This window comes from Azospirillum oleiclasticum (assembly GCF_013423485.1).
GTDB lineage: Bacteria > Pseudomonadota > Alphaproteobacteria > Azospirillales > Azospirillaceae > Azospirillum > Azospirillum oleiclasticum.
In genome coordinates this window covers 107332-127846 of sequence record NZ_JABFFR010000017.1, presented here as the reverse complement: position 1 = coordinate 127846, position 20515 = coordinate 107332, and the positions used below count along the sequence as shown (strand labels likewise).

Here is a 20515-nt window from a genome sequence, read left to right as displayed (position 1 = left end):
CGCACCGCTGCCCGAGGAGGAGGCCGCCCCGCCGCAGGGGCCGGTGGAGGCCGCCATCGCCGCCGTCTGGCGCGACCTGCTCGGCCTCGACGCCGTCGGCCGCGACGAGAACTTCCTCTCCCTCGGCGGCGACAGCCTGCTCGCTACCGAGATGGCCACCCAGGTCGGGCGACGATTCGGCATCGAACTTTCCCTGAGGCGGATTTTCGTGGAGCCCACCATCGCCGGGCTGGCTCGGGCGGTTGAGGCGGCACGGAACCCGCAGGGCATCGAGGACATGGAAGAGGGTACGCTATGAAGGCCTTGGAACTCGTCGCCCACCTCGAGACGCTCGGCGTCAGCTTTTGGGAAGAGGGCGGTGAACTGCGCTTCCGCGCGCCCCACGGCGTCATGACCCCGGAGCGGCGCTCGGCCGTGAGGGAGAACCGCCAAGCGGTGATCGGCCACCTGCGCCGGCGCGCCGAGGCCACCGCGATCCGCCCGGACCCGGATCTCCGCTGCGAGCCCTTTCCCCTCACCGACGTGCAGGCGGCCTATCTGCTCGGTCGCCAGGACGTCTTCGCCTATGGTGGTGTGGGCAGCCAGATCTATGTGGAGCTGCGGATGGAGGCGGTCGATCCGCCCCGCCTGGAGCGGGCGTGGAACCGGCTGGTGGCCCGTCACGACATGCTGCGCGCCCGCATCCTCGCCGAAGGCTATCAGCAGGTGGCGGCCGAGGTCTCCCCCTACACCGTCGCGGTCCAGGATCTGAGATCGACGGAGCCAGGCGCCCGGGCGACCGCCGTGGCGGACCTGCGCGCGCGCATGGCCCATCGTCCCTTCACCATCGACCGCTGGCCTCTCTTCGAACTCGCGGTGACCCTCGCGCCGGATCACGCACTGGTCCATTTCGCCATCGACTTCCTCATCGCCGATTTCATGAGCGTGCAGCTCCTGTTGAGCGAGCTCGCGGCGCTGTACCGCGAGCCGGAGCGCGAGCTTCCGGCGCTCACGCTCACCTTCCGGGACTATGTGCTGGCCGATCGGACGGATCGGGACGGGGGGCCGCACGTGCGGGACCGGGATTATTGGCTCGGACGGCTGGACGCCCTGCCGCCCGCCCCGGATCTGCCCCTGTCGCCGCGCGGCGACACCGGAACGGCCGGCTTCCGGCGCCTGGGGCTCGTGCTGGATCGCGACTCCTGGGCCGGGCTCAGGATGCGGGCCGGCGATCACTGCGTGACGCCCACCGTGGCCGTGCTGGCCGCCTACGCCGCTATCCTCGGCCGCTGGTCACGCGGCCGGAGCTTCAGCCTGAATCTGACCCTGCTGAACCGGCGGCCCCTGCACGCCGAGGTCGAGGCGCTGGTGGGCGATTTCACCAGTGTCGGGTTGTTGGCCGTCGAGCCGCCGGACGATCGCACCTTCACGGCGCTGGCCAGGGCGGTCCAGGACCAGCTCTGGCGCGACATGGACCACCGCCTGTTCTCGGGCGTCGAGGTGATGCGGGAACTGGCGCGGCGGCGCGGCCAGGGGGCGGCCCTGATGCCGGTGGTGTTCACCAGCACCATCGGGCTCGACGAGACCGGCACCGATCTGGGCGAGCCCGTCTTCGGTCTCAGCCAGACCCCCCAGGTGTGGATCGACTGTCAGGCGATCGAGCGCGCCGGCACGCTCGTCCTGCAATGGGATGTGCGTGACGGCGTCCTGTCGGAAGGTGTGCCCGACGCCATGTTCGCCGCCATGGATGGCCTGCTGCGGGCGCTCGCCGCGGGGGAGGGCGCCTGGATGGAAGCGACGCCGCTGCCCCTGCCGCCGGAACAGGCCGAGGCACGCCGCGCCGCCAACGACACCGCCGCTCCGGCGCCCGAGGGACCGCTGCACGGGGGCTTCCTCGTGTGGGCGGCCATGGCCCCGGAACGCTCGGCGGTCATCGGGGATGGCGAGATCGTCTCCTACGGCGCGCTGGCGGCGGCGGCGGGCGGCATCGCCCGGACGCTCCTGGACCATGGCTGTGCGCCGGGATCTCTGGTGGCGGTCGCCCTGGAGAAGGGCTGGCGCCAAGTGGCCGCGGTGCTCGGCATCCTGATGGCCGGCGGGGCGTACCTGCCGATCGACACCAGCCAGCCGGTGGCGCGTCGCGACCGCATCCTGGAGGATGCCGGGGCGCGGCTGGCGCTCGGGAGGCCGGACGGCGTCTGGCCGGAGACGGTCCGCGTCCTCGACCCCGCCACCCTTCCGCCCGCGCCGCCGCCGCCGGCACCGGCCGGGATTGGCGCGGACACGCTGGCCTACGTGATCTACACCTCCGGTTCCACCGGAACGCCCAAGGGCGTGATGATCGCCCACGGCGCGGCGCTGAACACCGTCGTCGACATCAACCGCATCCTGGACGTCGGCTCCGATGACCGGGTGTTCGGGCTGGCCAGCCTGGGCTTCGACCTGTCCGTCTACGACATCTTCGGGCCGCTCGCCGCTGGCGGCGCCCTGGTGTTGCCGCGTGCCGATCGCAGGGATGATCCAGCCTATTGGCGCGCGCTCATCGAGGACCACCGCGTCACCGTCTGGAATTCGGTGCCGGCGCAGATGCAGATGCTGCGCGATGTCCTGATCGCGGAGCGGGGGCGGCGGTCGCTACCGCTGACCCGCGTCATGCTCAGCGGCGACTGGATTCCACTGGGACTCACGGCCTGGCTCCGGGATCACCTGCCCGATGTCGCTCTGTACGGACTTGGCGGCGCCACCGAGGCCTCCATCTGGTCGATTCTCCACCCGATCGGGGAAGCGCCGCCGGACTGGCCCAGCGTGCCCTACGGCCGGCCGCTGGCCAACCAGAGCTTCCATGTCCTGGACCGTGATCTGCGCCCCTGTCCCGACTGGGTGGTGGGTGAGCTCCATATCGGCGGGCTCGGGCTGGCGATCGGCTATCTGGGGGATGCCGCGCGGACGGCGGAGCGCTTCATCCACCACCCGGTGACGGGCGAGCGGCTCTACCGCACCGGCGATCTGGGTCGTTACCGCCCCGGGGGGCTCATCGAGTTCCTGGGACGGGAGGACTCCCAGGTCAAGATCCGCGGCTACCGCATCGAGCTGGCGGAGATCGAAGCCGCTCTGCAGGCCAGCCCCGGCGTCGCCACCGCCGCCGTCCTGGTGGAGGGTGACGACCCCATGGAGCGTCAGCTCGTCGCCTTCGCGCAGCCCGCCCCGGCTGCCGGATCGCCGCTTCCCGTACCGGACCACCAGCCCTTCGACGCGGCGGAGAGCACGGCCGCGGTGGCGTTCAGCGGGGCCCTGGACCATGTGGCGCGCCTTTCCTTCGCGCGCGCCATCGGAGAGGCCGGCGGCCTGCCCGAGACCGGTCCCTGGGGTGATGCGGAGACGATCCTCGACTCCGTCGGCGTGATACCGGCGCTGCGGCGGTTGGCGCGACGGTGGCTCGTCCTCCTCGCCGGTGCCGGATTCCTGCGGGAACGGGGTGGACAATACGAGTCCGCCGGGCGGCCCGGCGACGCCGAGATCGCGGCCGCCTGGGACGAGGTGGAGCGCCTGCGCGCCCTGCACGGCTACGGCGATGTGGTGCCGCGCTATCTGGCGCTGGCGGCGCGGGAGACCGTGGCCATGCTGCGCGGCGCGATCGCCCCGACGGAGCTGTTCTTCCCGGAGGGTCGGGGCGAGTTCGTCCAGGCGGCCTACGCGGAGTCTCTGGTCGGTCGGCGGATCAACGCCGCGGTCATCGATCTGGTCCGCGGCGCCGCACGGCCGGGCCGCGGCCCCTTGCGCGTGCTGGAGGTCGGCGCCGGCGTCGGCGGCACCAGCGCCGCGCTGATACCGGCCTTGGCGGATCTTGAGGTGGACTACCTCTTCACCGACGTCTCGCGCTTCTTCCTCAACCGGGCGGCGGAGGTGTTTGCCGATCATGCGTTCGTCCGCACCGGCCTGTTCGACATCAACGCTGATCCGAGGGAGCAGGGCCACCGCCCCAACAGCCAGGACGTGATCGTCGCCTGCAACGTCCTGCACAACGCCACGGACCTGCCCGCCGTGCTGCGCGCCCTGGGGAGGCTGCTGCGTCCGGGCGGCCGGCTGGTCGTGGTGGAGACGGTGGAGGAGATCGCCTGGACCATGGCTTCCATGGAGTTCATGGTGGGTGACGACGCCTTTGCCGATCAGCGTGGCCTTTCCGACCGGATTTTTCTGGACGAGGCCGGATGGAGCGCCTTGCTGGCGGACGCGGCCGGGTCGCCGACGGTTGTCCTGCCGCGCGCGGACGATCCGATCGCCGCCGTCGGACAGCGCGTGTTCGCCGTTTGCTTCAAGACGGATCTGGCGGAGCTGGACGAGGCCGGTCTGCGTGCCCAACTGGCCGAACGGCTTCCCATCTACATGGTGCCCCGCCGCCTTGAGGTGGTCGACGCCCTGCCGCTGACGGCCAACGGCAAGGTGGACCGCAAGGCGCTGCGGGCCTGGGTGGCCCGCGACGCCGGGCCGTCCGCGCGGGAGAGCGCCGCCCCGGCGGACGAGCTGGAGCGGCGGCTCGCCGCATTGTGGGGCGAGGTGCTGGGCCTGGAGCGGGTGGGCCGTCACGACGACTTCTTCCAGATCGGCGGCGACAGCCTGCTCATCTCCCAGCTCACCAGCCGCCTCCACAGCCGCTTCCCCGAGGCCGGGCATCTTCTGTTCAGCCAGACCATGCGCCAGATCCTGCGCCAGCCCACCATCGCCGAGCTGGCGGCCTTCCTGCGGCAGGCCAGTCCTCTGAGCGAGGAGGAGCTGGCCGAGGCGGCGCCGGCCTCGGCCCTCACGCCGCTGGGTGACCTCACGGGCGATCCTGCCTGCGTGCTGGTGCATGAGCTGGGCGGCACCATGGCCCCCTACCTGCACCTCAACCACGCCCTCGGCGAGCGGCTTCCCCTCGCCGGGCTCGCCGTCACCAAGGTCGCCGCCTACCTGGAGCGGGACCCGGCCACCCTGGTGGACGACCTGGCCGACGAATACGCGACCCTGCTGGCTCCCCATCCGCCTGCAAGGCTGGTGGGCTACGGGCTGGGCGGCCTTCTCGCCGTGGCGGTGGCCGGACGACTGGCGGAACGGGGGGTGCCCGTGCCCGCGCTCACCGTGGTCGGAAGCTGCGGCGCGCCGCACGCGGTGCTCGACGACCTCGCCTTGGAATACGCCTTCTGCCGGTTCATCGGGGCCGATCCCGGGCGCGCCGGCTACCCGGCGGACGACGCGCCGGTGCGGGCGGCGCTGCGGGCGGCCGGGCGCGGCGGCATGATCGCGGACGGTACCATGGCGGCGTTGGCCGATCATCCGGCGGCGGGGCCCGCCCTGCGGTCCCTGCTGGCGATGCCGGCGGAGGAGCGCCTGGACCGCATCGCGGCGGCCATGGTTCTGGACCGTGCCGACATCGACGCGCTGGGATACGCCCGTACGCATCTGTCCCTGTTCCGGCACAGCCTCGCGGCGTACGCCCATTTCCGGCCGGGCCTTCATGCCGGCGACATCCAGTTGCTGCTTCCCGAGAACCCGGAGCCGGCCTTGCCATGGCTGGAGGAGGATGTGGCCGGCTTCTGGCGGGGCCTCTGCCTGGGCGATCTCCGGGTGCACGCGATTCCCGGCGGCCATTTCAGCTGCCTGAAGCCACCGCATGTCGCCGCGGTCGCGCGTCTGGTCGTGGAGCCCGTGGCATGAGACGGATCGGGCTCCTCGGTGCCACCGGGGCGGTCGGCCGGTCGGTGCTCCACCACCTCCGCCTCGCCGGCGCCGGCCCGCTGCGTCTGGGCGGCCGCAACGCCGGAGGCCTGCAGACCGCGACGCTGCCGGGGGAGGAGGTGGTGCCCGTCGACATCACCGAGCCGGAGGGGCTGCGCGCCTTCTGCACCGGCTGCGCGGTGGTGGTCAACGCCGCCGGGCCGACCCGGCTGGTGATGGATTGCGCCGTGCGGGCCGCTCTGGACAGCGGGGCGGACTATGTGGACGCGGCGGGCGACGAACCGGTCCACGCGCTTCTGTCCGCCTTGCCGCTGCCGACGGGACGACGGGCCGTGCTGTCGGCCGGCATCATGCCGGGGCTGACCGCTCTGCTGCCCCGCCATCTGGCGACGGAGCTGCCGGACGCCCGTGTCCTGACCGCTCACGCCGGCGGGCTGGACCGCTTCACCCGCACCGCCGCCGGGGACTATGTGGCCAGCCTGGCCAATGGCCACGGCGAGCCGATGGCGGCGTGGCGCGGTGGCCGCGCAAGGCGCGCCCTGGTCGCGCTGCATGACGTGGCGATCCCCTTCTTCCCGCACCCGGTCTCGGCCTTTCCCTACCTCAGTCGGGAGAACGAGCGGGTGGCCGGCGGCCTGGGGCTGGAGCGGGCCGACTGGTACAACGTCTTCGCGGGCCGGCATCTGCGCGAGGCCTTCGGCGACGTCCAGCACCGGCTCGCCGCCATCGGCGAGGAGGAGGCCATCGACCTGCTGTGCCGGGCCACCGCGCTCGACCTGGCCGGCCGCACGCCCTACCAGATTATGGTGTGCCGGCTGGAGAACCGGGCACGCGCGCGCGTGGCCGTGGTGCGCGGGACCGACGGATACGCCCTCAGCGGTGCCTTCGCCGCCTTCGCGGCTCTGGCCGTGCGCGACGGCGCCCTGCCGCCGGGGCTTCATTTCGCCGGAGAGGTGATGGACACGGCGTCGGCCCTGGCGCAATTGCGGACCTCCCCGGCCGTGGCGGCGCTGGAGCTTCTCGACATCGCACCGACCGCGGCGGCGGTGCCGGCCTTCGACGATGGGGTGCTCTGATGGTCCACCGGAAACGTCGGGCGATCGTCTGCGGCACCAAGTTCGGCCGGGTCTATCTCAAGGCCTTTCTCGATCCTGCCGTTCCTTTCGAGCTGGCGGGCATCCTCGGCCGCGGCAGCGACCGCACGCGGCGCTGTGCGGAGCGCTACGGGGTGCCGCTCCTGACCTCCGTGGCGGAGGTGCCCGACGACGTGGAGGCGGCCTGCGTGGTGGTCGGGGCCGGTGCCGGCGGCGGGGAGGGCGCCATCCTGGCCCAAGCGCTGATGGACCGCGGCATCCATGTTCTGGAGGAGCACCCGCTGCTGCCCTCGGAACTGGCCGACTGCCTGCGCACGGCGCACCGCAACGGGGTCCAGTTCCATTTCAACACCCACTATGTGACCATCGCGCCGGTGCGCGCCTTCATCGACGCCGCGCGCCGGCTGGCCGCGTTGGGGCCGCTGTCGTTCGTCGATGCCGCCTGCTCCATCCAGGTGGCCTACACGCTGTTCGACATACTGGGTGAGGCGCTGGGCGGTGTGCGCCCCTGGGCCTTCGTGCCGCCCGCGCCGTGGCCGGAGGCGGTGAGCCGGATTGCCGCCTCGGCCCCTCCCTACCGCACGCTGGAAGGGGTGCTCGCCGGTGTGCCGTTGACGCTGCGGGTGCAGAACGAGCTGGACCCGCGGGATCCGGACAACCACTCCCACCAGCTTCACCGGATCACCATCGGCGGCAGAGGTGGCTGCCTCACACTGGTGGACACGCATGGTCCCGTCGTCTGGACGTCCCGCCTGCACCTACCGGCCTCGGCCGCCCCTCTGGCCGCCATCGACGAGGCGCCGGAGGCCCATCTGGACTATCCGACCGTCGCCTGGGCTTTGGACGGGCCGCCGCCGACGCACCGGCAGGTTCTCGGGCAAGTCTGGCCCCGGGGCGTGGTGCAGGCCCTGACCCGTCTTGCCGCGGCCATCGACGCCGGAACCCCGCCGCTGGAACGGGGCCAGTACCATCTGGCCGTCTGCGAGGCGTGGCGTCAGGCGACCCGTTTGCTCGGCTTCCCCGCGCCGCCCTCCGCGCGGGAGACGGCGCCGGTGCCGCCCGGCGCCATCCTGTCCGATGCCCGCGCCCAGGAGATCGTGCGTCCATGACCGTTTTTTCCTCGCCCCTGGCCCGCCGCTGGTTCCGCCGGTACGGCGTCGCCACCGCACCGGCCGGACGGCTGCTGTGCTTCCCGCCGGCCGGCGCTGCGGCGGGGTTCTACCGCCGCTGGGGCTCCTTCGCGCCACCCGGCCTGGAGATCCTGGCTGTCCAGTATCCCGGCCGGGAGGACCGGATCGCCGAACCCCTGTGCGACGGGATGGCCGCTCTGGCCGACGGGATCGCCGGAGCCGCCGCCACCCTGACCGACCTGCCCCTGGCTCTGTTCGGCCACAGCATGGGAGCCGCGGTGGCCTTCGAGGTGGCCCGGCGTCTGGAAGGGGCGGGGGTGCGGGTCGAGCATCTGTTCGTCTCGGGGCGGCCGCCACCCCACCGCCAGAGGCCCAAGACCATCCACCGCCAGGACGATGACGGCATCATCGCGGAGGTCGTACGGCTTGGCGGCACGGCGCGCGCCGTACTGGAGAACGAGGATCTGCGGGCCTTCGTCATCCCCCAGATCCGCAACGATTTCCGGCTGAGCGAGACCTACGAGGGGAGGATCGCCCCGCCGGTGCGCGCACCACTGTCGGTGTTCATCGGCGACGCGGACTCGGAGGTCAGCGCGGACGAGGCCGCCGATTGGGCGGCCGGCACCACCGGAACCTTCACCCTGGCCTCCTATGCCGGAGGCCACTTCTACCTGAACGACCACACCGCGCGGCTGGTGCGCGATCTGGCGGCGCGCTTGCCCCGCCATGCCCCATGGCTGTGCACACCCTGACAAGAGGAGCGGATGAAATGACCACTGCGACGACACCCGCGCCGCCGGCCGTGGGCGCATTGCGCGCCCGGCTCCGCCGCGAAGGCATCGACGAGGCGGCCCTCGGCCCGGATCCCCTGGCTGCCTTTCGCAGCTGGCACGCGGTCTGGGTGGCGACGGGGCCGTTCGATCCGATGGCGGCCACGCTCGCCACGGTGGACACCGAGGGCCGGCCGTCCCTTCGCGTCATGGATCTGGTGACGGTGGACCACGGGTTCGTCTTCGTAACCCACGGCGAGAGCCGCAAGGCTATGGAGATGGAGGCTCACCCTCATGTCGCGCTGTGCTTCGCATGGCTGGAGATCGGGCGTCACGTCCGTGTGGGCGGGCGGGTGGAGCGCCTCACCGGGGCGGAGGCGGACGCCGCCTTCCTGGCCCTGCCGGCGAGCATCCGGCTTGTGGCGTCGGCGACCCGGCAGAGCGACGTGATCAGAGACAGGGCCGACCTTCAACGCCTCCTCGATGACGCCCGGAGCCGTCATCAAGGGGGGGAGATCGGCCGCCCCGATGGCTGGGCAGGCTTCCGCTGTGTGCCCCGGGAGATGGAATTCTGGCAGCAGCGTCCGGACGATCTCCAGGACCGCATCCACTACCGTCGTGCGGCGAGTGACGGCGCTTGGAGCGTCGAGCGACTGTCCCCCTGATTGCTCCCGGTCTCCCACCGCGGGGAGTACCCACCGGCCTTCCGCTCCTTTTCACGACCCCCCCCCGCAGCGGAATCGTTTGAGAACGATTATCATTCGCGCTATGCTGCTGCGCAGATGATGTCGGGAGGGGCGTCGCGATATGTGTGAATTGCGCTCGTCAGAGTTCTTCAACGAGCAATTTTGTCTGTCGGACTCGCTTCCCGGCGCGGAGATGAAGACGGTCGAGCTGCAGCCCGGCCTGACGGTGTCGCTGTTCTCGTTCCGCGGCAGCCGGGATGTCCAGACGACCGCGCACATCGACAGGGACTGCGTCCATTTCAGCTGCCTTGTCCGCGGCCCGGTGGAGGTGACCTTCGGCGAGAGCCGGGGGCTTCACCTTGGAACCGGGCACCTGCTGACCAGTTTCGCGCCGGGGGAGCGTTTCCGCCTGCGGCTGCCCGCCGATCACCAGAACGTCGAGCTGGTCGCCTCGCTCGACACCCTGTCCGCCGTGGCCGGCAAGGACTATCCCCGGATCAGCCGGGACATCGGCAAGGGATTCTGCATCCTCCGCAACAAGGGCAGCTACCGGGCCAGCGACGCCGCCCATCGGCTGGTCCGGCTGATCCAGGAGGACGCCCAGGCCCTGCTGCTGCACGCCGCGGCCCTGGAGTTCCTGGCCTGGCACCTCAACGCGTTCCGCTCCGAAGACGGGACCGACACCGTTTCTCCCCGTGACCGGCGGCAGCTGATCGCGGCGCGCGAGCGGCTGCTCCAGGATCTCAGCAATCCCCCCACCATCGCCGAGCTCGCCAAAGAGACCGGGCTCAATCAACTCAAGCTGAAACGCGGCTTCAAGGCCCTCTTCGGGCACAGCATCTACGCGCTGTTCCAGCGGGAACGGATGGATCGCGCCCGCGTCCTGCTGCGCCACCACGGTGTGACGGAAACCGCCGTGACGCTGGGATACAGCAACATCAGCCATTTCAGCGCCGCGTTCTCCAAGCAGTTCGGCGTCCTGCCGCGCGAGGCGCGCAAGGGCGCGCTCGGGTGACGGCGCAGCGCGGATGACGATCGGCCGGATCAGTGGCGAGGGGGAGCGAACCGTGGAGATCATCCATGCGGCGGGGTTGAGCATCTTCATGAACACCCAGACCGTCCGCCGGGGCCTGGAATGGTCGTCGGTGATCGGTCCGGGGTTCTGGTTCGGCACGATGCTGAAAGGGCGCGTGGCGATCGACCGTGCGGCACGGGGCGAAAGTGTCTGGCGCGCCGGGACCTTCTCGCGGTTCCACTCCGAGCGGCCGGTGGAGTCCCGCCACATGGCCCTGGAGGACGGCGAGGTGTCCGGGGTTTTCGTGCGGATCGCGCCGGAGCATGCGGAATCGATCGTGGGCGCCGAGGGGCTTGGCGCCTTCGCCTCGCCGGGGCGGGAAACGGGCGAGGCCCCCGCCGACGCCACTGCCGGCGGCGATCGCAAGACGGCGGTCCTGGTCCAGGCGCTGGCTTGGCAGATGTTCGGCTGCCCGCTCCGGGGCGCGTCGCGCCGCTGCTACCTCGCCGGCAAGGCGCTCGAGATCGTCGCCCACATGGTCGGCTCGCGCGAGGAGGAGCCGGCCGCCGCCCCCGTCACGGGGAGCGGGCGCAACAGCCCGGCGCGGAGCTGGACCCCCCAGGACATCGAGCGGCTGCACCATGCGCGCGATCTTCTGCTGGCACGGCTGGAGTCCCCGCCGACCGTGCCGGATCTGGCTCTGGCCGTGGGCATCAACACCCGGAAGCTCGGCCAGGGATTCGTGGAGCTCTTCGGGGAGCCGGTGTACGGGTTCGTCAAGTCGCGCCGGCTGGAGGGCGCCCGCCTGATGCTGGAGGCGGGGGAAACCTCGGTCGCCCGGGTCGCCTACGCCTTCGGCTACCAGCCCGCCCACTTCGCCACCGAATTCCGCAAACGGTTCGGGGTGTCGCCGGCCATCCTGACGGGCCGGCGCGCGTCCGTCACGGGCCCGGAGATGGGCGCGCCGAATCCCGAATGACGAAGTCCGAATCCCGAAAGTCGATAACATTGTCCTTTGGCGGTGCTCCGAGCATGCTTTTGAATAGGCGTTGTCTTGGAGTCTGAAGATGATCGGCAATACATCGAGGATGAGCGCAGTCAAAATCTTTGCGACTGGTGGGCTGGTTGGTGCGGTAGTTATTAGTGCGTTGTTGTCTTCGACTGCCGACGCGCAGGAAGCAGCGGAGGCGAGGCCGGATACGATCGTTCTGGATCCCCTGCTCGTCACCGCCCGCCGACGGGTGGAAAACGCCCAGGACGCACCCGTGGCCGTGACGGTCGTGCCAGAGGAGGATGTCGGGCTGGGGCAGGTGGACACACTCGAGGACATGGCTTTCCGGAGCCCCAACACGCTGTACAACGACCAGGGCGGGCCGCTCTCCATCCGCGGCGTCGGCTCGCTGGGGATTTCGGCCGGCGTCGACCGGCAACCCAGTGTCGGCGTCTTCCTCGACGACGTGTTCATCGCCCGGCCGTTCGGCTATCCGACCCATCTCAACGACATCCAGCGGATCGAGGTGGTGCGCGGGTCGCAGGCGACCCTCTACGGCAAGAACACCATCGGCGGCGCGGTCAACATGACCTCGCGGGATCCCGGCGACCGGTTCGGTGTCCAGCTGGAGGGCGACATTGCCGGGACGCGGGACCTCGATTCTCACACCGGTCGCCTCACTGGCGCCTTCGACGCGCCCCTCTCCGACGGCGGCAGGGCGAAGCTCGGCGTGAGGGGCTACGCCTCCTGGAACAGGTCACCAGGTTACATCACCAACAGCGACGGCGACACCGTTTCGGACACGGATTCCCTGGCCACACGGTTCGCCATGAAGGGTGAGATCGGAGACGCCACGACGATCAGGATCTCGGTGGATTATTCCCGCGACCGGGACGACGGTGGCCTCTGGTACGCCACGGTCGAGAACGCCTTCAAGTACAAGGCGGATCACGACTACCCCGCCACCAGGGATCTCGACATCGCCGGCATCTCGGGGCGGCTGGACCATGATTTCGGCGGGGTGATCCTGACCTCGATCACCGCCTTCCGGGGGCACTCGCTGGAGACCATCCTGGACGGTGATTTCACCTCCGATCCGGGCTTTCCCCTCGTGCAGGCGCAGACCGAAGAGCAGCGTCAGTTCAGCCAGGAACTGCGCCTCTCCGGCGGGAGCGGTCCGGTCGAGGCTCGCGGCGGCCTGTTCTACATGCACGAATGGTTCGAGGGCGACCAGTTCTACGACATGGCCTCGCTGCCGCGCGGCCAGTGGAGCCGCACCGATTTCACCCAGGATACGGACACCTTCTCCGCCTTCTCCGAGGTGAGTTATGCCATCACCCCGGCGCTCAAGCTCATCGGCGGCCTGCGCTATACCTACGAGATTAAGGAGGCCACGTCCGAGACGTCCAGCCCGAGCGGAACCTTCTTCATGGGGACTCCGGGCCGTGTCTCGGAGACGGATTCCTTCCAGAACCTCTCGCCCGAACTGTCGATCGTCTACCAGATCGACGATCGCAACCTGACCTTCGCAAAGGTCAGCCGCGGCTTCAAGTCCGGAGGAATCTCGCCCTTCATCGACGTGAACAACCAGCCCAACCGCTACGACCCCGAGGTGACCACCTCCTACGAGATCGGCGCCAAAGCCCTGTGGTTCGGCGACCGCCTCCGGGTCAGCGGCTCGCTGTTCTACACCGACTGGAACGACCAGCAGGCGGTCACCTACACCTCCCCATCCACCCGCATCATCAGCAATGCGGCGGAGGCGACCTCCAAGGGCGTCGAGCTGGAAGCATCTCTGCAGGTGACCAGGGGCCTGTCCTTCAACGCCAGCTACGGCTATCTCGACGCCAAGTACGACGAGTTCATCGACAGGGTTCTGGGCGCCGACCACTCCGGCAACCCCCTTCCTTACGCACCGAAGCACAGCGCCGGTCTGGGGGCACGTCTGACGATGCCGATCGACGACCACATCACCGTCCGGGCCGGCCTGGACTACAGCTACCGGAGTTCCTATTCCTTCACCGCGGACAACGCCTACCGTCAGGATCCGACGCATCTGGTCGACGCGCGGATCGGGGTCGGAGGGGCGGGCTGGTCGGCGACCTTGTGGGCGAAGAACCTGGCCGACGAGCAGTATCTCCGTCAGTATTTCGACTTCGGCGGGGTCGACATGGGCGTCGCCGCCGAGGGGCGGACGTTCGGCCTGACCGTCGCGGCGACGTGGTGAGGGGCGGAGCATGGAGTCCGTGACCACCACCCCGGCCGCTTCCGCCGTGGACCGCCCGGCCCCGTCCCTGTCCCTGATCGGAGCTCTCTACGTCGCCCAGGGGGTGCCGCTGGGCTTCGCCTTCGAGGCATTGCCGGTGCTGCTGCGGTCTGCCGAGGCCCCCCTGTCCGTCATCGCGCTGCTGCCGCTCGCGGCCCTTCCCTGGGTTCTCAAGCTGCTGTGGGCGCCCTTCGTGGACAATCACGGCAGCGCGGCCCTGGGGCACCGCCGGGGCTGGATTCTCGCCATGCAGGCGGTTCTGGCCGTGTCCCTGGCGCTGATCGCCCTGTTTCCCCTCGGCGCGGCCTCCGCACCGTGGGCGATCGGGTTCGTCCTGCTGGGTGTGGTGGCCGCATCCACCCAGGACATCGCGACCGACGGCCTGGCCGCGGAAACCCTGGATGGCCGCGCGCTGGCGTGGGCCAACGCCCTGCAGGTCGGGGGTATGATGGCCGGGTTCATGATGGGGGGAGCGGGCCTGCTCCTGCTCACGGACCTCGCCGGCTACCGGATCGCCATGGCGACGATGGTTCTCCTGCTCCTCCTGGCCCTCGTGCCGGTCGTCCGCTGGACGGAGGGGCCGCGCCGCGGCGTGGCGGACGGTGCCGTCCCGGCCCGCCGGGCGGGCATCCTCGCGGCGTTCCGGCGTCCGGCGATCTGGCCGCTGCTGCTGATCGTGTTCAGCTACGGCACGCTCTACACCGGAGGCATGGCGCTGTCGAAGCTGATCCTGACCGACGCCGGCTGGTCGCTGGGGGAGGTGGGCGGCGCCGCGATCCTGTGCGGACTCTCCCTGATCGTCCTCGGCGGCCCGGCGGGATCCTGGGTTGCCGCACGCCATGGCATCTGGCCGGCCCTGGCCGGCGGTCTTGCCGTGGTGGGGGGCGCTCTGCTCCTGTGGCTGCTCATCGTCTGGCGGGTGTTGCCGGCGGAAGGAGCGGCCGTCATGCCGGCGATGATCGCGCTCGGTGCGGGCGGCGGCATGGCTTCGGTCGCCACCTACACCCTGATCATGCGCTTCGCCGCCCACGGGGAGCAGGCTGGAACCGACGTGACCGTCCTGCAGAGCGCGAACGTGTTGAGCGAGATGCTCATCTCCAGCGCCGCGATGGGTCTGGCGGCGGCCTTCGGGTATGGCACGGCGCTGCTTGTCAACCTGGGTTGTCTGGCCGCCGTGCTCCTGGTCGTCGCCCTGGTGGCGCGGATGGCCGTGACGCGGTCGCTGACGGGACCGGCCGCCGGGGAGTGGAGGAGCCTCGGAGACCGGCTGACCGACCACATCGCCCGCCGGCCGGGCGGCTGGATCGGCCGCCGGCTGTATCGCCGGGCTTCGGCTCATCAGCAAGGCTTCGGACTGGCTCTGTCCGTCGTGCCGGTCGGCCCTGGTGACCGCGTACTCGACGTGGGGTGCGGCGGCGGCGCGTTCCTCGCCCGGGTGCTGGCGAACGGGGCCGATGGTGCGGGAATCGACCACAGCGTCGACATGGTGGAGACGACGAAGGCTCAGAACGCGGTGGCGATCGCGGCGGGCCGGCTCGAAGTTCGGCAGGGGGACGCCGCCCGGCTCCCCTTCGCCGACGGGACCTTCAGCCATGTGTTCTGTATGCACGCCTTCTTCTTCTTCCCCGATCCGGCCGCGTCCATCGCCGAGATGGGGCGTGTCCTCGCCCCCGGCGGGACGCTGTCCATCCTCACCATGGCGCCGGAGGTGGAGGAGCGTACACACCGGATGTTCGGCCCTATCGGCCGGCGCATGCGTTTCGATGCGCCGGAACGCCTGACCGGCTGGGTGGAGGCGGCGGGATTGCGTCTTCGGGATGTCCGGCCGACCCGGGAGGGTGGGTATCTCCATGTCTCGCGGAAATGCCCGCCGGCCGGGCACACCATCGCGATGCCGGGATTTCGCGGAACCGTGCTCGGCACCATGAACGACATCGTGGTGGTCGAGGCCGAGATTTCCGGTCCGGTTCCCGCGCACCGGGCATCGGAGGCGGAGTTTCTCTACATCCTCTCCGGGCGGGTCCGCATGGACATGGACGGCGCCTCCCGCGAGATCGGTGAGGGGGAGCATGCCGTCGTGCCGGCCGGCAGCGTTCACGGCGTGACGGTGGAGGCGCCCGCCCGTGTTCTGCTGGTCAGCCGGTAACGCGGGGGCGAGGCGCGAGGACAGCGGATGTCGCGATCGGAGCCTTCTGATGCGCCGCTTGGCGGGAGCGTCCGTGTCGCGACGCTGATCACGGACGCTCTGGCGCCAGAGCGCCGCCAGGCTTTGCTGACCCGGCTGTCGCCGGCCGACCGCGGCCGGTCCCGGCGCTTCCGCTTCGATGCCGACCGGGATTCCTTCATCGCAGCGCACGGATTGCTCGATGAACTCCTCCAGGAAGTCCTCGGCTGCGAAGCCGCGATGGTGGCGGCCGACCATCCCGGCGGCAAGCCGCGCCTGCGCCATCCCACCCATGCCGGCGTCGACGTCAACCTCAGCCACACGCGGGGTCTGGCGGCGGCGGCGGTCGCGATTGGCTGTGCGGTGGGAGTGGACTGCGAGCGGCTCGACCGCCGCATTGACGACGGGTTCGCGGAGGCCGTCCTCGCTCCGGAAGAAGCGGCTTGGCTGCGGTGCCGACGGGGATCGCCATCCGAGCCCGGCTTCCTCCATCTGTGGACGCTGAAGGAAGCCGTCCTCAAGGCGGATGGACGGGGTTTGGGAATGGGCCTTACGTCCTTTGCGGTTCTGCCCAATCCGCCCCGGATGGCGCGGGAGCCGGTCACGTCCACCGGTGCCGGCCGTTGGACGTTTCGGCAGTGGTGCCCCACGGAGGCGCACGTTGTGGCGCTGGCGGTGCGCGGTGGCGGCCAGCCGGGGCCGAGAATCAGCCATTGGCGCAGTCACGAGTAATGAGACCTGTGCGCGGGTGGGCTTTCTGTGAACTGATGGTGTGGATGCTGATCGTGGAGACCATCGGGCGGATCTGGCGAGAGTTCTTCGTCAAGGGCAAGGGGATCGAGGAGATCGCCCGGGCCCTCGGCGTATCGCGCAACGCGGTGCGCAAGGTGCTGCGCTCCGGCGCCACCGCCTTCGAGTACGAGCGGGAGGTGCAACCCCGGCCCAGGCTCGGCCGGTGGACCGGCGACCTCGACCGCATGCTGGCGGAGAACGACGCCAAGCCTGCGCGGGAGCGGCTGACGCCGATCCGCCTGTATAAGGGGCTGCGCGAGCGCGGATACACCGGCAGCTACGGCGCGGTGCGCCGCTGCTCACCGCCGACCGGGTCACTGCCCAGCGGGCCGAAGCGGTCCTGGATGCCCTTGGTGGCGGCATCCCAGCGGGCCGCAGGGCCCGCGTCGTCGAAGACCGGGACCAGGATCACCGTGCCCACCGCACCCGGCCTGAGGCGGCCTCGCTTCTTTTCCCATTGCGCGCGCGGAGCCCAGAGGTTGGCGCCGTAGCCTTTGCGACGGGCGGCGATGGCGAGGGTCAGCAGGTTGGTGGAGCGGAAGCGCCGGCCGGTGAAAGCGTTCTCCGGCAAGCCACCGCTCAGCGCGTGCCAGGGCATGCGCCACTGACCGGCGGGGCCCTGCGTGGCCGCGTCAAGAATGCGGCGGGCGATCTGCTCGTAACCGGCGTCCTCGGCGATCAGATCGTCCATTGCCGGATTCCGGTGTCCTGTTGTCAGGCTGCCCCTCTCTGCACGCTGCGAGGGACGGCGCAGGCGGACAGCCGGCTGTGCAGCTCGCGGATGTGGCGTTCACGGGCATGCCGGTCGTCCGCGCGATGGCATCGAGCCGGTTCCACCGATGCTGCTCCAGCGACACCGATGTACGCCCGCGGTCAAGTATCACGTAGCTACGCACCGGCTCGAGATCGTCAGGGGTACATTGCATGCCGACACCTGCTCCTTTAGCCGTTGCGCAGGATCATTACCACAATTGGGACATGTTGTTGTGTGAGGCATCTCACACCGCGAGCACGTGTCCGGTCTGTGAGAACGCTGACACCACGAATGCGCATTCCCTTCAACGCGCTGCCGGACCAGCCCTGCTGGATCCTGGTGGATGGCGCCTCGGTCCATGGCGCAGCCGCCACGGTCGTGGAGGAGCTGCGGGCCGCCGCACAGTACGCGCTTCAAGCCGCCAACTTCGCGCGTCTGCTGCGCGCCGGCCATGTCTCCTCCTACCCGCCAAAGGACGCGGTGGCGACGCTTCGGACCATGGAGGCGATCTTCACCGCGGCAAGGTAAAGGCGGTGAATGGCTCCGGCCTGAGGACGTTGTCAGCCACCACCCGCAGCACCGCGCTGCCAGGAACCTGGTCGACATATCCGCCGTCGTGACCGGCATGCCGAGCCGATGCTGCAGTGGTGCACCGGCTCCCCCGCCGCAGGTAACGGCGACCGGCTCTTATGCGTTGGCAAGCCGCCGGATACAACGGGCCTGCGGCGCCAACAGCTCCGGCACGGGTTCGGCGAAAGTCGGGCGCGGAAAGACCGCGTCGCGACAAGGAGCCGGTCAACAGACCGCAACATGGCGGCGGGCCAGCCATTCGGCGACCAGAGCGGGTCTTTCTATCCCCTCGATCTCCACCGTAATGGTCATGGTGGTCTGCAGCTCCCCTGGCCGGATGTCCTCGAGCCTGGTCAGCACAAAGCGCCCGCGCACGCGGCTGCCCACGGGGACGGGTGCCACGAAACGCACGCGGTTCAGTCCGTAGTTCACGCCCATGGTCGCTCCCTCGATCCGCGGGATGTCCTGGAGCATCTCCGCGATCATGGACAGCGTCAGGAATCCCTGCGCGATCGTGCCGCCGAAGGGTGTGGCCCTGGCGCGCTCCGGGTCGACATGGATGAACTGGCGATCACCGGAGCATTCGGCGAACCGGTCGATGCGGTCCTGGGTGATCTCGATCCAGCGCGAGATGCCGATTTCCTGGCCGACCCTGGCCTCGTATTCCGCACGGGGCAGTGTCATCATGGATCATTCTCCCCAACGACGTCCGATCGCGAACGATCGTCAGCCATCCACATAAAGGTCCAGGGCCAGAGTACCGCCGGTCGGGCAGTGCCGGTACCGGTCGAAGTCGGTGTGGCCGTACCGGCGCAGGATTTCCTCGTCGACCAGGGTCTGCCCGGTCAACGTGTCCGCCGGAGCCTGCAGGATCAGACAGGCGGCGTCCGCGACGATCGCCGCGGTGCGCGACCGGTCCATGAACGCGCTGCCGACTTCGAATTCCACGGCCGCCGTCGCGATGGTGGTGCGCGGCCACAACGTGTTGACCGCGATCCGCCGGCCGCGGAACTCCTCGGCCAAGCCCATGGCGAGAAGCGTCATGCCGTATTTGGTCACCGTGTAGGGGATGTGCGGCGCCAGCCACCGGGGATCGAGATTCAGCGGCGGCGACATGCTGAGGATGTGGGCGTTCTCGGAACGCTCCAGCAGCGGCAGGGCCGCCTTGGCGACCGCGAGGAGCGCCCTGGTGTTGATCTGATGGAGCAGATCGAACCGCTTCATCTCCAGGTTCGCCGCGGGGGCGAGCCGAATCGCTCCGGCGTTGTTGACGACCGCGTCCAGTCCGCCGAACCTGTCCTTCGCGGCCTCGATCACGCCCGCGATGGAGGCGTCGTCACGGACGTCGAGCCGCACCGGAAGGGCGTGCCCTCCCGCCCTGCGCACGTCCTCGGCGACCGAATGGATGGTGCCGGGCAGTTTCGGATGCCGAGCATCCGACTTTGCCGCGATGACGATGTTGGCACCGTCGGCGGCCGCCCGCACGGCGATCTCGCGCCCGATGCCCCGGCTGGCGCCGGTGATCAGGATGGTGCGCCCCTTCAACGGACCGGACATTCGGTCAGTTCTCCCCTCGGTTGAGGCTTTCGCGGCCGGCGGCGCCGGCCGTTCCCCTGTGGGCCCCGGCGAAGTCCGGACGGCGCTTCGCGATGAAGGCCGACAGCCCCTCGGCCGCTTCGGTGCCGAAGCGCGCAAGGTTGATGGCGCGCGCCTCGATCTCGAGCTGGGTCGCGAGGTCGTGGGTGGGCGCGGTGGTGATCTGGTGCTTGATCCGGGCGGTCGCCTCCGGCGGGCCGGATGCCACCCGATCGGCCAGCCGGAGCGCAGCCTCCAGCGTCCCTCCCTGTGGTGTCAGCGTGTTGACGACGCCGAACTGCGCCAACCGCGCGGCGGGCATGGGCTGACCCAGCAGGCACATCTCCAGGGCGAGCTGGCGGGGCAGGGCGGACGAAAGGAAATGCGTCACGCCGCCGTCGGGGCTGAGGCCCACCCGGATGTGCGCGACCGTGAAGGCCGCCATCTCGCCGGCGACGATCAGGTCGCAGGCGAGGGCCAGACCGACCCCCGCCCCGGCCGCACCGCCCTCCACCGCGGCGATGACCGGGATCGGGCCGTCCACGATCGCCTTGATCATCCCGTTCAGCCGGTCGGTGTTGGCCGTCACCTCCGCCAGTGTCCGCGTGGCGCTGTCGCGCAGAGCCAGGACATTGCCGCCGGAGGAGAAATAGCCGCCGGCACCCGTCAGCACGACGGCGCGGATGTCTGGGTCGGCCCCGGCGGCAATGATCGAGGTCTGCAGCTCCGTGTAGACATCCGGGCCGATCGCGTTGCGCGTCCGCGGACCGTCGAGCGTGAGCAGAAGGACCGCGCCACGCCGGTCGGCGTGCAGCAGCGTCCGGTCGTCGGAACCCGTCACCCTTTCCCCTCCCTCGTCGCGGCTTTGCACGGGACCGCCCGGCACCGCTTCCGTCCAGGGTGCCGAGCATAGCGACGGGCATCGGACGCACGCAACGGATTTTGCTACGGGGAGCCAATTTTGTTTCATATAATGACATTCAATGCTATTGTGGTTTTAATAAATGGAGGATTGAC

The 20515-nt window shown here is 70.1% G+C and carries 17 protein-coding genes and 1 pseudogene; 13 read left to right on the top strand and 5 right to left on the bottom strand.

Annotation, left to right across the window (positions count from 1 at the left end; genetic code table 11):
* The 12 genes and pseudogenes from HL658_RS18860 to HL658_RS37220 all read left to right on the top strand — a co-directional run.
* Window positions 1–298: phosphopantetheine-binding protein (locus tag HL658_RS18860; protein ID WP_180287651.1), on the top strand; the 298-nt coding region annotated here is incomplete at its 5' end.
* Window positions 295–5670, top strand: coding sequence for a non-ribosomal peptide synthetase (locus HL658_RS18855; RefSeq protein WP_180286157.1), 5376 nt, complete (start codon window positions 295–297; stop codon window positions 5668–5670). The genes HL658_RS18860 and HL658_RS18855, both read left to right, overlap by 4 nt.
* Window positions 5667–6767 carry an NAD(P)H-binding protein gene (locus HL658_RS18850; RefSeq protein ID WP_180286156.1) on the top strand — a complete coding sequence of 367 codons (1101 nt, stop codon included), beginning with the start codon at window positions 5667–5669 and terminating at the stop codon, window positions 6765–6767. Before HL658_RS18855 ends, HL658_RS18850 begins: the two co-directional genes overlap by 4 nt.
* Window positions 6767–7894, top strand: coding sequence for a Gfo/Idh/MocA family oxidoreductase (locus HL658_RS18845; RefSeq protein ID WP_180286155.1), 1128 nt, complete (start codon window positions 6767–6769; stop codon window positions 7892–7894). Before HL658_RS18850 ends, HL658_RS18845 begins: the two co-directional genes overlap by 1 nt.
* Window positions 7891–8667, top strand: a complete 777-nt coding sequence (locus HL658_RS18840) for a thioesterase II family protein (protein WP_180286154.1) — start codon at window positions 7891–7893, stop codon at window positions 8665–8667. Before HL658_RS18845 ends, HL658_RS18840 begins: the two co-directional genes overlap by 4 nt.
* 17 nt (window positions 8668–8684) lie before the next feature.
* Window positions 8685–9350, top strand: coding sequence for a pyridoxine/pyridoxamine 5'-phosphate oxidase (locus HL658_RS18835; RefSeq protein WP_180286153.1), 666 nt, complete (start codon window positions 8685–8687; stop codon window positions 9348–9350).
* A 142-nt stretch (window positions 9351–9492) separates the two neighbouring features.
* Entirely contained in the window at window positions 9493–10386 is an 894-nt protein-coding gene (locus HL658_RS18830) for a helix-turn-helix transcriptional regulator (RefSeq protein ID WP_180286152.1), read from the top strand.
* A gap of 13 nt (window positions 10387–10399) precedes the next feature.
* A complete protein-coding gene (locus tag HL658_RS18825) occupies window positions 10400–11365 on the top strand; it encodes a helix-turn-helix transcriptional regulator (protein WP_180286151.1) in 966 nt (321 codons plus the stop codon).
* An 88-nt stretch (window positions 11366–11453) separates the two neighbouring features.
* A complete protein-coding gene (locus HL658_RS18820; RefSeq protein WP_343055209.1) occupies window positions 11454–13604 on the top strand; it encodes a TonB-dependent receptor in 2151 nt (716 codons plus the stop codon).
* A 19-nt stretch (window positions 13605–13623) separates the two neighbouring features.
* A complete protein-coding gene (locus HL658_RS37225; protein WP_343055208.1) occupies window positions 13624–15789 on the top strand; it encodes an MFS transporter in 2166 nt (721 codons plus the stop codon).
* Between the two features lie 27 nt (window positions 15790–15816).
* Window positions 15817–16539 (top strand): 4'-phosphopantetheinyl transferase family protein, encoded by a 723-nt coding sequence (locus HL658_RS18805; RefSeq protein WP_180286149.1) that lies wholly within the window; start codon window positions 15817–15819, stop codon window positions 16537–16539.
* Window positions 16540–16583: 44 nt separating this feature from the next.
* A pseudogene (locus HL658_RS37220) lies at window positions 16584–16895 on the top strand (IS21 family transposase); the annotation flags it as partial.
* Here the strand turns inward: HL658_RS37220 and HL658_RS18800 are convergent.
* Together HL658_RS18800 and HL658_RS38215 are read right to left on the bottom strand one after the other, a co-directional pair.
* Complete coding sequence (locus HL658_RS18800; protein WP_180286148.1) at window positions 16877–17290, bottom strand: ArdC family protein; 414 nt, start codon at window positions 17288–17290, stop codon at window positions 16877–16879. The pseudogene HL658_RS37220 and the gene HL658_RS18800 overlap by 19 nt on opposite strands.
* Complete coding sequence (locus HL658_RS38215; RefSeq protein WP_425485353.1) at window positions 17232–17525, bottom strand: ribbon-helix-helix domain-containing protein; 294 nt, start codon at window positions 17523–17525, stop codon at window positions 17232–17234. Before HL658_RS38215 ends, HL658_RS18800 begins: the two co-directional genes overlap by 59 nt.
* Before the next feature lie 119 nt (window positions 17526–17644).
* On the opposite strand from HL658_RS38215, the gene HL658_RS18790 reads away from it, so the two are divergent.
* Window positions 17645–17881 (top strand): hypothetical protein, encoded by a 237-nt coding sequence (locus tag HL658_RS18790; RefSeq protein WP_180286146.1) that lies wholly within the window; start codon window positions 17645–17647, stop codon window positions 17879–17881.
* 267 nt (window positions 17882–18148) lie between these two features.
* Here HL658_RS18790 and HL658_RS18785 read toward each other — a convergent pair whose 3' ends face one another.
* From HL658_RS18785 to HL658_RS18775, 3 genes are read right to left on the bottom strand one after another with little or no spacing between them, the layout of a single operon-like run.
* A complete protein-coding gene (locus HL658_RS18785; protein WP_180286145.1) occupies window positions 18149–18610 on the bottom strand; it encodes a MaoC family dehydratase in 462 nt (153 codons plus the stop codon).
* 39 nt (window positions 18611–18649) lie between these two features.
* On the bottom strand, window positions 18650–19480 hold the full coding sequence (locus tag HL658_RS18780; RefSeq protein ID WP_180286144.1) for an SDR family oxidoreductase: 831 nt from the start codon (window positions 19478–19480) through the stop codon (window positions 18650–18652).
* A 4-nt stretch (window positions 19481–19484) separates the two neighbouring features.
* Entirely contained in the window at window positions 19485–20339 is an 855-nt protein-coding gene (locus HL658_RS18775) for an oxepin-CoA hydrolase, alternative type (RefSeq protein WP_211109790.1), read from the bottom strand.
* Window positions 20340–20515 lie beyond the last annotated feature (176 nt).

Bases quoted from the DNA above. Each gene is read 5' to 3' on its own strand.
- HL658_RS18790 (WP_180286146.1), top strand. From the start codon at position 17,645: ATGCGCATTCCCTTCAACGCGCTGCCGGACCAGCCCTGCTGGATCCTG.
- HL658_RS18845 (WP_180286155.1), top strand. From the start codon at position 6,767: ATGGTCCACCGGAAACGTCGGGCGATCGTCTGCGGCACCAAGTTCGGC.
- HL658_RS18785 (WP_180286145.1), bottom strand. From the start codon at position 18,610: ATGATGACACTGCCCCGTGCGGAATACGAGGCCAGGGTCGGCCAGGAA.
- HL658_RS18830 (WP_180286152.1), top strand. From the start codon at position 9,493: ATGTGTGAATTGCGCTCGTCAGAGTTCTTCAACGAGCAATTTTGTCTG.
- HL658_RS18820 (WP_343055209.1), top strand. From the start codon at position 11,454: ATGATCGGCAATACATCGAGGATGAGCGCAGTCAAAATCTTTGCGACT.
- HL658_RS18805 (WP_180286149.1), top strand. From the start codon at position 15,817: ATGTCGCGATCGGAGCCTTCTGATGCGCCGCTTGGCGGGAGCGTCCGT.
- HL658_RS18835 (WP_180286153.1), top strand. From the start codon at position 8,685: ATGACCACTGCGACGACACCCGCGCCGCCGGCCGTGGGCGCATTGCGC.
- HL658_RS18840 (WP_180286154.1), top strand. From the start codon at position 7,891: ATGACCGTTTTTTCCTCGCCCCTGGCCCGCCGCTGGTTCCGCCGGTAC.
- HL658_RS18850 (WP_180286156.1), top strand. From the start codon at position 5,667: ATGAGACGGATCGGGCTCCTCGGTGCCACCGGGGCGGTCGGCCGGTCG.
- HL658_RS18825 (WP_180286151.1), top strand. From the start codon at position 10,400: ATGACGATCGGCCGGATCAGTGGCGAGGGGGAGCGAACCGTGGAGATC.
- HL658_RS38215 (WP_425485353.1), bottom strand. From the start codon at position 17,525: ATGCAATGTACCCCTGACGATCTCGAGCCGGTGCGTAGCTACGTGATA.
- HL658_RS18800 (WP_180286148.1), bottom strand. From the start codon at position 17,290: ATGGACGATCTGATCGCCGAGGACGCCGGTTACGAGCAGATCGCCCGC.
- HL658_RS18855 (WP_180286157.1), top strand. From the start codon at position 295: ATGAAGGCCTTGGAACTCGTCGCCCACCTCGAGACGCTCGGCGTCAGC.
- HL658_RS18780 (WP_180286144.1), bottom strand. From the start codon at position 19,480: ATGTCCGGTCCGTTGAAGGGGCGCACCATCCTGATCACCGGCGCCAGC.